An 11,624-nucleotide genomic window follows, 5' to 3' on the forward strand; every position below is an offset into this window, starting at 1 on the left:
GTCATTTTTGCGGGAGCTTACCATCCCGGGTTTTGAACAAGATTTCGGTTCACAGTCATGTTCGATACCTTGATCGGCCAGAAGTAATCTTTCAGGCTGAACGTCTGGTACAGGATCGGGCGCACTTTGTAATACGCTTCGGAAGTGGACTGCTGGATATCCCAACCCGTCATAGGCGCATTCATCAATGCCGGCGCTTCTTTCCAGCGGCGCATGTCATAAAAACGCTGCCCTTCAAAGGCGAGTTCGATATAACGCTCCTGGTGGATGATGCTGCGCAAACCTTCTTTGGTGGTGTATTTGGAAGGATTGATCCCGAAGTTGGTCCAGGCATTTTCCACTGTTGGGATGCCGGCTCTCGCCCTAACGAGGTTGATGTATTGCAGGGCTTCGCCGGTAGGGCCGTTTGCTTCGTTGTACGCCTCGGCAGCGAGCAGGTAGAGGTCCGCCAGGCGGAACTCCGGCCATGGATACTGCTGTATTGTGAGCGTGGAGGAGGTACCGATGACATCCTGGTAATGCACATATTTTTTGATCCAGTAGCCGGTGGTGGAATAGGCAAACTGCACCTGCTGGGATGCGGCCTGGCCTTTCTTCGCTTTTACGCTGAGGATGGTACTCTTTTCATCGTACTTGCCCTGGCCGTACCATTTGCCGCCGTCGAAGCCGAGGTTGGCGTAAAAACGCGGCTCCCGGTCGAAGTTCACCTGCGCTGTTACATAGCCTACTTCAAAATCTGTTTTTTCCTCGTTTACAGCCGTGCGCAGGTTGTAGCGGGTGCTGTAGGGATAGGTCCTGTCTTCATTAATAGGCACGCCGTTTTTGGAATAGAACAGCTCCACGATTTTCAGCGGCGGGGCCAGTTGTCCGCGCGGAGAGGTATTATCCAGGAAAGCGGGATCGAGGCCGCGCGGGATGCTGTTCGTTTGCAGGTCATTGACCATACTGTTGGGGTTGGCCCAGATCTGCTCGGAGTTCCAGCGGTCGCAGATGGCATTTCGTATGCTCATTTCCGTGTATTGCTGAGGACTCAGGTAATACGCTGCCACGCTTTGGGTGAAGGTATAGAGCTTCATCCCCTGGGCATGGCACATATCGATGGCTTCCTGGCAGGCGGCAGCGGCTTTGGCCCATTTGCTGTCGTCCTTCTGTTCAGGGAACAGGGGCCTGTTACGGTTATCGGTAAAGCCTTTATAATCCGGGTTACCGTTGAAGAGCGGGCTGGCGGCATATACCAGTACTTTCGCTTTCATGGCCAGGCAGATGGGTTGCGTAATGCGCCCCTGCTCTGCGGCGAGGTTGGTGATGCTTTCCGGCAGGTCGTCTTTTGCTTCATCCAGTAGCTGCACGATGTAGTTGAAACAGCTGTCGATCGGATCCCGGTACACGCGTATCTGTTCGATGCTGGCATCCATGGGCAGGTTCACTTTTACCAACGGGATAGGTCCGTACAGGCGTAACAGGTAGAAGTGGTAGTACGCTTTCAGGAACTTCACTTCCGCCGCCCAGCGGGCTTTTTCGTAGGTATCCATATCCGGTACCCGGTTGATGTTTTCCAGGAAGATGTTACAGTCGCGCAGGGCCTGGTACATGGATTTAGCGCCCAGTGCCCCATCCCAGAAGTTCACCATCGGATCGCTGGCGCTTTGCAGGCCTACGGCGATGTTGAAGCCGTTGGGCTGAGCGGCGCTGGCCACAAAGGGATAGATGAGGGACCATTCATCCCCGGCGGACATGGCTACGTTGCCGTTGATGGTACCATGGGAAGGCAGGTAGCTGTAGCAGGTAAATAAATATTTTTCCGCCTCCTTGCGCATGGCGAATGCGCTTTCAATGGTGGCCATATTATCCGGTATCACGTCCAGGTATTTTTTACAGGAGCCCAGGGCGCCTGCTATCATCCCGGAGAGCAGCATGTATATGATATACTTTGTCAGTTTCATCAGAAAGATTTTTAGATGCCTAATTAAAAGTGAGGTTCACGCCGAAGTTAAATACCCGTTGTACGGGGTATTTGAGGCCCTGACCTCCCATTTCCACATCCCACAGGTCGAACTTCGACAGGCAGAAAAGGTTGGTAGCGTTGACATACAGCCGGAAGGTGGAGGTATGGAGGCGCTTCTGCCAGGTTTTAGGCAGGTTATAACCGATTTCCACCTGTTTGAGCCGCAGGAAGGCGCCATTGCGCATCCACCAGGTGCTGGCGGCGGAGTTATTGGACATATAGGTGTTGCTGAGGCGGGGCCAGAGTGCGTACACGTTCTGGTTTTCTTCGGACCAGTGATCGTCCGCATAGGCTTTCAGCAGCTGCGTTTCGTTTACGAAAGGCGCGGTGGAATCGGCATTGATGAAAAAGGAAGTACGGCCAACGCCCTGGAAGAATGCAGAGATATCCCAGTTTTTATAGCCGGCGGAGAAACCGAAACCATAAACGATTTCGGGCGTTTCCGGAAACCCGATGTTGGTCATGTCCGCATCGGTGATGAGGCCGTCGCCATTCAGGTCTGTGTACTTGATATCTCCCCCTTTATATTCCCCGTTTTTCAACGTCTGGCGCGGGGAGTTCAGCGCTTCCTTATCGTCCACGAATAAACGCTCGGCGATCAGGCCGTACTTGCCGCTGATCGGGCGGCCTACGCGGGAGCGGTAAGCTTCGTTGGCCATGTACTGCGGCTCTTCGTATTTCGTATAGATGCCGGTGGCATAAGTAAAGTTGGCCATTACCTGGAACCAGCTTTTTTCATAGTGCTGGTTATAATCCAGGGAGAGGTCAACGCCCTTGCTTTCAGCTTCGCCTACGTTGGCTTTCGGGATATTGGTCAGGCCCATGGTGGAGGGGATAAATTCGCGCGCCATAAGGATGTTGGTACGACGGTATTTGTACACCTCGCCCGTGAAATTGAGTTTATCCTTGATGCTCAGTTCAATGGCGGCATTGGCCTGGTAGGATTTTTCCCAGGTGATTTCCGGGTTGGCGTAGCGCGCTACGGTATAACCGCTGAGGCCATAGAGGCGGTCCGTACCAAACACGGCGCCTTTTGCCGCATCGTTCGGGCGGGTATCGGAGAGATAGAAGAAGCGTTCGCCTTCGTTGCCGATAGCGTCGTTACCCACCAAACCGTAGGTGGACCTGAGTTTCAGGTTAGTGATGGTATTGGCGATGGCGCCTTTCTTAAAGAAGTTCTCATTGGAGATCGTCCATGCCACGCCGGCAGAGGGGAAGAATCCGAAGCGTTTCTTTTCATAAAATCTTTCAGAGCCGTTATAGCCGAAGTTGAATTCAGCGAAGTAGCGGGTATCGTAGTTATACGTGGCGCGGCCGGACAAGCCGGTGTTGCGGCCCGGCAGTGTAGCCATGAGCGTTTCCCCGGAAGGGTTGGCGGTGCTGCGCATGATGTTGATCAGCATCCCGTTGATATTGTGCTTGCCGAAGGAATGGGCGTAGCTGAGGGAAGATTCCCAGTAGAAGACCGCATTCACTTTCTTCATATCGTCCTGGCTGTTGTTGAAGTCCAGGTACTCGCGGCCGGTTGTGGGATTGAGCGGCACGAGGGTGTACGGTTTTTCGGAATCGTTCCAGCCGGTGGCCTGGTAGTAGAAAGGCGCATAGGCCCTGTACACGTAGAAGTTGGAGGTTCTGTTCACGTTCACCATGGTGCGGAAGTTTAGGCCGGGGATCAGCTGATCCAGCTTTTGTTTTACTTCCATCTGTGCGGACATGAAGGACCTGGATTCATCCTTATAGCCCATCATCAGGGCGGCATAAGGGTTGAGCAGGAGGTAGCCTTTATCGAGGTTGTTGCCGAACATGATATGGTTCACATAGCTGTGTTCAGCATCCTTGGGATAGAAGGCCGGGAACATCACCGGGTTGGAGTGCATTACCTGGCGGTAAATCCAGGAGCCGCCGGTGGTGGCGCCGCTGCCGATGGGGCCTTTGTAATCATCGAAGTTGCCGCTGGTACGAACGGTGAGCAGCGTGGATTTTGTCAGGTCCACATCCACGTTGGCGCGGATGGTATATCGTTTAATACTCACGTTGCTGTTGAAGTTATTCTGCTTGTCTACTTTGAGTACGCCGTTATCGTTGGTAAAGGAGCCGGACACGAAGTAGCGTGCAACCGATCCGCCGCCGCTTACGTTGAGGTTGGCGCGCTGGTTGGTGGCCCATTTTTTAAAGAGGCGGTCCTGCCAGTCGTTAGCCGGGTAGCGCAGCGGGTCCTTCCCTTCTTTGGTGCCGCGGATCTGGTCTTCCGTGTAGGGTTCGGATTGCTTTGGATTGCGCGTTTTGGTGGCTTCGTTGGCCAGTTGCATGTAAGTTACCGGGTCCGCCAGTTCCAGGTTTTTGGTAGCCTGGGAGAAGGAATTTTCCGCGCGGAAATTAATTTTCGCGGGGCCTTCCTTACCGTGGCGGGTGGTGACGAGGATTACGCCGTTTGCGCCACGGGCGCCGTAGAGCGCTGTGGAGGTAGCGTCTTTCATGATGGAAAAGCTCTCGATATCATCGGGCCGGAGGCGCGCCAGGTCGTCCGTGGAGAGTTCCACCCCATCGATGAGGATGAGGGGGTCTTTTTTGTAGCCGAAGGTGGTGACGCCGCGTACGAAGAAGTCCGCATTATCCGCGCCCGGCTCCCCGCTGCGCTGGTAGGCGATCAACCCGGCGGCGCGGCCTGCGAGCGCGGTGGTGAGGTTACTGCTGGGCACTTTCAGGTCCGCCACGTTGATGGAGGTAACGGAGCCTACTACTTCCCTTTTCTTTTGGGTGCCATAGGCCACTACCACTGTTTCCCCGAGGGTGTTGGTGGCGGGTTTCAGCACCATGTTGATGGTGGATTGGGAGGTCACGGCCACTTCCCTTGCTTCGAAGCCCATCATGGAAAAAATAACCGTGGAGTTTTCAGGCACTACGAGGATGTAGCGGCCGTTGATATCCGTAACGGTACCCATGGAGGTTTTGTTTTTCACCACTACGGTTACTCCGGGTAGAGGCGTTCCCGAGCTGTCGGTCACCAGGCCTTTAATCTCTTTGTTTACAAATACTTTTTCGTTTAGCCGTTCAGGTAAGCCTGTAATTTTTTTTCCGGGAGATGGGAAGCCCGTAACAGCCTCATGGCGTGTAGCTGAGCGGGGGCCCGCTGAAGAAAGCCAGGGCCATAATAGCAGCAACACGTAAGCATTTTTGCATAGAGTTCTGATCATGAAGTAATGTTTTTACTGGATTGTTTGCGATTGATTTTGGCAGGAAAGACTTATGTTGGTAATGAATTTTATGGTTACGGCAATACGATTCCCGCTACAGGGCGTACGCTTGTTTATACGCGCTGTATGCAGCGTGGATCCCGGGGGGAATTGATCCGATTATCAGCAATAGGATTTCCCGTTACAGCGCGTATGGTAATGATACGTGCCGCACCTGTGCTGAGTCCGGGGAATAGATAGTCAGGATGGAATTGTTACGGTTCCATTTCATTAACGTGGCTATGCATTAAGTACAAATCTTACTACAGTCTTACCAGATCACATATGTACCTAAACGTGGTGAAAAAATAGTAATAATCCAAGATTCATTGCTCAGTGATTCTACAGGGACATTTACTTTTGGTTGTTACAGTATTAAATTTTGGCTGATGTATCTGCCTGCAATCGTTTGCAGGATTACTACAAAAGAAAGGAAAAAAACAATTACATGGTAATATTTTTTTAAGATTTTCAGATATTATTTAAACAAAAGGCGGGGGACACTAACTCGATTTAGCGTGATGAAAAAGCGGAAAACAGGGGCTTTATGAAATCGTTTGCTGCCCCTGCCAGTAAGTGATAGCAGCGATGATGCAGAATACCAGGACTACGGCTGCACGGAGGATATACAGCATCAGTTTACTTTCTTCCGCGAAGACTTTATCCCTAGAGGAATGCCGGAAGGACATGCGGATCAGGTTACTCTGCAGGATGGCGGACAAGCCGAGAAAGATGATCACCGGCGCAAGGAGTAGTACCCAAAGGCTGCTTTTATCGCCGTAGTTATCCACTTCCCCTTTGAGGTTGAAATGGATGGGAATACTACTGGGCAGGTTGATCCACGCGATGATAAACTCGACGAGTAAGACGGCCAGCAGGATCAGGGCGAGGTAAGTAAAAAAGACGTAGTTCTTTTTCTGTGGGTCGGGGAAAAAAAACAATTTGATGCGATTAACGCTCATGGGAAACAATTTTTGCATTCAGGCTTTTTGGGTTACTACTAAAGATAGTGCAAAATTTTAAATCCTGGCGTAACGGTATAAAATAAATTCCTATGGGGCAGCGCACCATAGCGGGGCGGGGTTGCCAATGGCAGCAGGCAGCAGCGCGATTTTTTGCGAGTACGCGCCGCTACTGCAGCCGCTGCATTATATCTTTCCCCCCAACAAAAAAAATCCGGCCCGTTACAGGCCGGATTGCATATAAAAGACGGGTGTTATACTGCGGTATAAGCGCCATCCACGAGGTAATGGCCGCCGGTTACGAAGGAGGCTTTGTCGGAGCTGAGCCAGATAACCAGTTCCGCCACTTCGGAAGCGTTGCCCAGCCGGCCCATCGGATGGAGGCCGATCAGCGCCGCTTTTGTTTTCGCGTCCATCATATCCAGCAGGGGTGTATTGATATAGCCCGGGCAAACGGCATTGATGCGGACGCCCTGTGCGGAATACTCTGCCGCGGCGGTTTCCGTTAAACCGATTACGCCGTGTTTGGCTGCCACGTAGGCCGCGGCATTGGCGGTACCTACTACACCCAGGATGGAAGAGATGTTGACAATAGCGCCACCGCCGCTTTTCAGCATGGCAGGCAGCTGGTACTTCATACCATAGAACACGCTGTTCAGGTTAATGCCGATTACCTTATTGTACATTTCCACACTGTATTCGGCAATGGGCTTAGATTCTCCGCCGATGCCCGCGTTGTTGCAGGCGATGTCCAGCCGGCCGTATAATTCCAGGGTTTTATCCACCAGTTGTTTGCATTCATCGGCGATGCTGACATCGCATTTCACGAATGCGGCTTCACCGCCTTTATCCTTGATCGCCGCTACTACTTTAGCGCCATGCGCTTCGTTTACATCACTGACTATTACTTTTGCGCCACCGCCGGCATACAGCATTGCGATCGCTTCTCCGATACCGGAGCCTGCGCCTGTTACCAGCGCTACCTTCCCTTTAAATAACTGTTCCATACTGCTCATTTTTTTAGTGTGTAAAAAAATCGTTTCGGTATATCAAAAGTACTGAAACAGGCAGCGGCGAAGGATGATAAAAGTCAGTTTCACCCAGCTTTTAGAAATGCTTTAACATATATGCATTTTGCTTATTGCTGTGGCTCTTTGTGCCGTAGCGATTGCAGGGCGGCCGACCATTGTTTTACTTCGTGTAACATCACCTGCGCTGATTTTTCCGCTGACTCCGTTGCTACGAATTCTTCCTGCTCGTTAATGTGTTTGTCGAAGAAAGAGAGGATGACTCCTTCCGGTAAAGGCATTACTTTCAGCGTGGTGAGTACCTGCTTCAGCATTTGCGCGGCCCGGGTACCTCCGGAGGCGCCACCATAACTAACAATTCCTGCCGGCTTATTGTTCCATTCCCAGTACAAATAATCCAGCGCATTTTTCAGCGGGGCGGGCATGCTATAATTGTACTCCGCCGTAACGAAGATGAAGGCATCTGCTTCGTCGATCGTGGCGCTCCATTTTTTCGTATGTGCGTGCTCGTATTTTTTCATGCGGGGATGAAACGCTTCATCCATCATCGGCAGATTGATTGCTCCAAGGTCGATCACCTCTACTTCAAAATTCCCGGTTTGTTCCGCCACTGCGGCTATCCAGCGGGCAATAACCGGACCTTTCCTGCCCGGGCGGGTGGTAGACGTAATCACTTTTAATTTCAGCATAGTTGCGTATGGTTTAAGTTTCAATGGCTAAAAATAACTCCTGCCAGGGAATGTTCACATTTTCTTTGAATTAATTTTTACCACTCAAATACAATGCGTAGCGACCGCCTACTTTTACTGCCGGAATAATACAGATCGTTATGTCTCTTCATTTAACATCGCAACAGGTAAAGGATACCGCTGACGCGCCGCAGCGGCAAAGCGCTATGGCAAGGGAGGCCCGCGTGAACGACGGCATCGGGGAATTGCTGCGGTGGATGAAAGATATGCTGCGTAACGGCATCATACATCTACCTGAAAAAAACCAGGCGTATTGGGAAAATACCATCCGCAGGCTGATAGATGCGCAGGCCCCGGGCCTGGCGGGCATGGTACGCAACATTCAGGATATTGCGTATTTCCGCGAAGGATGGCAGGAGGTTTTCCTGCAACAACTACTGAAACTTTATATCGTGATACAGGGTTACCAGCACCTGGAAGCTTTACCGGCGCCGCTGCAGCAGGACGTCCGGCAGCTCTGCGGATTTACCGTTAACCAGGAGCAGCTGAAATCCTTCCAGGGCATTACGGATACCTGGATGGTACTGGGTAAACAGGCTTCCGAGCAGGATAAACTGGTGACCGAACGGTATTGGCTATACGGTGTGAACAGTGGCCGCAGCGCGTTGATCCTGCAGTTTTATGCGCGGCATTTTTCCGGCGCCGGTTTTAGCCTGCAGCCGGGAACGGCCGTGCATGGGGAGCTGGTGTACTTCCCTTCCGCACAACCGCTGCGCGCCCTGCTGAAAACCTGTCAGCTCACGCATACGCCCCTGCGCTTCCGCGGCATGGAAAGCTGGGAGGAAGTGCTGGAACACCAGTCTATGCTATGCAGCCAGCTGCCCGTATATCCGGAACAGTTATATACCATCGCCTCGTTGCAACTGGTGCAATACCGGCAGCAATGGTATTTAATGGACCGGCAACGCCGCCTTATGGCAGTAAAGCCGGGCGCACCGAAACTTTGGAAACTGCTGGCCATCACGGGCGGGCAGGCCATGCCCATGGCGGTGGTGGGCGCAGGCAGGGATTACGAACCAATTGGCGTATGGCCGGATGCGCATTACCAGGCCCTTTAATAAAACTATTGCGATGGAACACTGGCAACTATTGATGAAAACTGCATTACTGGGCACGGGCAAACAGGCCTTGCCTGCAATGACCGCCCGGGATGAACTGGAAACGGCGCTGGCGGCCATCCGCCAGGATGCAGCCAACGACCGGGAAGATGTGCTGCTGAAAACCGGGGCCGTGCTGCTCAATTACCGGCAGGCAGGCATTACCACGCTGCCGGCGGATAACCTTTCCGCAGCCACCGCCGCGCCGGAAACTCGGCCCTACTGCAGCCCGGAAGCGGTGGCGAGTTTGCAGGAGGCGATGGACCTGGGCTCCAACGCGCTTACCAAACACTGGCTGGAACTCTGTGCGGACGCGGGCTACCTCCTCCCTCCCGCCCTGCTGCCTTTGTTGATGGATAAGGCAACGGGCAGCAAGCAACTGCGCGCGCCGCTGATGAAATGCTGCGGCAACAGGGGCTTCTGGCTGGCGCAATTAAACCCTGACTGGGCGATACTGCTGCCGGGCCACGGCGTAGAGATCAGCGCTGACGCCTGGGAAACGGGCACGCTGCCGCAGCGCTGCGAAGCGCTCACACGCAAGCGCAGTGAAGATCCCGAGGCGGCGCTCACCATGCTCATGGAAACGTGGAAGCAGGAGAATGCCGCTACCAGGGCGGCGCTGCTGGAATGCCTGCAAACGGAACTAAGCCCTAACGATATACCCTGGCTGCAACAGCTGACAGCCGATAAAAGTCTGAAAGTAAAAGAAAAAGCATGGGAACTGCTGCGCCAACTGCCCCAGAGTGAAATCGTGCAATCGTACCAGCAGCTGGTAGCTGCTGCCATTAACAACATCGACGGCGCCATTATCATCACGGAGCTGCAACTGCCGCTGCCGGCAAACATCTACCAGTCCGGCATTGACAAGCTTCCTCCTTCCGCCCTTCACATGAGTGATGAAACCTACCAGTTGCAGCAACTGGTGGCGCAGGTTCCCTGCTCTTTTCTAAGCAAGCACCTTGACCTTCCGCCCGCGGCCTGCGTACAGCAACTCGCTGCCGCCGGCATGGAAGCGGCCATGCTAAAGGCGGCCATCCATTTTAAAGAAACAGATTGGATAGAGCATATCCTGGAACAGAGCCATACGTTTTACCCGGAAGTATTCCACCTCGCCTCGCCGGCCAAGCTGGAAGCCTATGCCATGCGCTTTGCGGAGAAGGAAGGCAGCGCGGTCATCCTGCGCATGGGCGCAGGCACTACGCCGTGGGGGCTGGCGATCACCCAGCAGATCTTCCGGTTTATTGCCATGCATCCGTACAGTTACAACCGGAACTATTTCCTGGAACTGGCGCACCTGCTGCCGGTGGAGATACTGCACATCGATGAGAAGCGTTATTTCGGCGATATCCTCTACAACCAGCAGGCCTGGAAAAGCCTGAAGGAAAAACTCTTTGAACTCATTGCCTGCAAAGCAGCCATGCAACAACAATTTACCCAACGATAAAAAACTATTCGTATGTCTGACATCCTTCGCCAACACGCCGAAGTACTGTATGCCACGGAGCTGGAAGAGCTCTGCAAACAGGATACCGATAAACGGCCATATAACTGGCATATGTCGCCCCAATCCGTAGTAACATACCTCTGCGGCGGAACCCTCAAAAACGGCCTTGAAATCGCCCCTAAATACATCGGCAACCGCCGCCTCATGGAAATTGCCGTAGCCACGCTGGCAACGGACCGCGCGCTGCTGCTGTACGGCCTGCCCGGCACGGCCAAAAGCTGGGTGAGCGAACACCTGGCGGCAGCCATCAGCGGGGATTCTACCCTGATTGTACAAGGCACTGCCGGCGTCAGCGAGGAGAGCATCCGCTACGGGTGGAATTACGCCCGCCTGCTCTCGGAAGGGCCTTCCGGCAAAGCGATCGTGGAAACGCCCGTGATGCGCGCCATGCGGGATGGCAAGATCGCCCGCATAGAAGAGCTGACGCGTATAGGCGCTGACGTGCAGGATTCGCTGATTACCATCCTGTCGGAAAAATCGCTCCCCATACCGGAACTCAATACCCAATTACAGGCGACCCGGGGGTTTAACCTGATCGCTACCGCCAATAACCGGGACAAAGGTGTGAACGAACTATCCTCCGCGCTGAAGCGCCGGTTCAACACGGTGATACTCCCGGTACCGGAATCGATGGAAGAGGAAATCGATATCGTAACGCGGCGGGTGGAGAGCTTTGAGAAAGTGATGGAGCTGCCGGCGGAAAAGCCTGCCCTGCAGGAGATACGCCGCATCGTCACCATCTTCCGGGAGCTGCGCAGCGGTATTACCACGGATGGCAAGACCAAACTGAAATCCCCTTCCGGCACGCTGAGTACAGCGGAAGCCATCTCCGTGGTAAACAACGGGCTGGCGCTGGCGGCGTACTTCGGGGACGGCCGCCTCAACGCATCGGACCTGGCAGCCGGCATCATTGGCGCGGTGGTGAAAGACCCCGTGCAGGACAAGCTGGTATGGCAGGAATACCTGGAAACCGTGGTGAAGCCGCGCTCAGAATGGAAAGATATTTACCGTGCCTGCAGGGATTTAGGCGCGTGAACCTGTTAAAG

The 11,624-nt window shown here is 53.5% G+C and carries 8 protein-coding genes; 3 read left to right on the forward strand and 5 right to left on the reverse strand.

The window, feature by feature from the left end; translation table 11 throughout:
* Window positions 1-17: 17 nt before the first annotated feature.
* The 5 genes from BOC67_RS24720 to BOC67_RS24740 form a co-directional block, all read right to left on the reverse strand.
* Window positions 18-1,943 (reverse strand): RagB/SusD family nutrient uptake outer membrane protein, encoded by a 1,926-nt coding sequence (locus BOC67_RS24720; RefSeq protein WP_291914825.1) that lies wholly within the window; start codon window positions 1,941-1,943, stop codon window positions 18-20.
* Window positions 1,944-1,962: 19 nt separating this feature from the next.
* On the reverse strand, window positions 1,963-5,199 hold the full coding sequence (locus tag BOC67_RS24725; RefSeq protein ID WP_291914827.1) for a TonB-dependent receptor: 3,237 nt from the start codon (window positions 5,197-5,199) through the stop codon (window positions 1,963-1,965).
* Between the two features lie 584 nt (window positions 5,200-5,783).
* Window positions 5,784-6,200 carry a DUF1648 domain-containing protein gene (locus tag BOC67_RS24730; RefSeq protein WP_291914829.1) on the reverse strand — a complete coding sequence of 139 codons (417 nt, stop codon included), beginning with the start codon at window positions 6,198-6,200 and terminating at the stop codon, window positions 5,784-5,786.
* Between the two features lie 254 nt (window positions 6,201-6,454).
* Window positions 6,455-7,207 carry a glucose 1-dehydrogenase gene (locus BOC67_RS24735; RefSeq protein WP_291914831.1) on the reverse strand — a complete coding sequence of 251 codons (753 nt, stop codon included), beginning with the start codon at window positions 7,205-7,207 and terminating at the stop codon, window positions 6,455-6,457.
* A gap of 131 nt (window positions 7,208-7,338) precedes the next feature.
* The gene (locus BOC67_RS24740) at window positions 7,339-7,917 is read right to left on the reverse strand and encodes an NADPH-dependent FMN reductase (RefSeq protein ID WP_291914833.1); all 579 of its coding nucleotides are present in this window, start codon (window positions 7,915-7,917) and stop codon (window positions 7,339-7,341) included.
* 140 nt (window positions 7,918-8,057) lie between these two features.
* Between BOC67_RS24740 and BOC67_RS24745 the strand changes: the two genes are divergently transcribed.
* From BOC67_RS24745 to BOC67_RS24755, 3 genes are read left to right on the forward strand one after another with little or no spacing between them, the layout of a single operon-like run.
* Entirely contained in the window at window positions 8,058-9,035 is a 978-nt protein-coding gene (locus BOC67_RS24745) for an SWIM zinc finger family protein (protein ID WP_291914835.1), read from the forward strand.
* Window positions 9,036-9,048: 13 nt separating this feature from the next.
* A complete protein-coding gene (locus tag BOC67_RS24750; RefSeq protein WP_291914837.1) occupies window positions 9,049-10,518 on the forward strand; it encodes a DUF5691 domain-containing protein in 1,470 nt (489 codons plus the stop codon).
* A 12-nt stretch (window positions 10,519-10,530) separates the two neighbouring features.
* Window positions 10,531-11,613 (forward strand): AAA family ATPase, encoded by a 1,083-nt coding sequence (locus tag BOC67_RS24755; protein WP_291914839.1) that lies wholly within the window; start codon window positions 10,531-10,533, stop codon window positions 11,611-11,613.
* The last annotated feature ends 11 nt before the right edge of the window (window positions 11,614-11,624 follow it).

The organism is Chitinophaga sp. CB10 (genome assembly GCA_001870995.2).
Taxonomy (GTDB): domain Bacteria; phylum Bacteroidota; class Bacteroidia; order Chitinophagales; family Chitinophagaceae; genus Chitinophaga.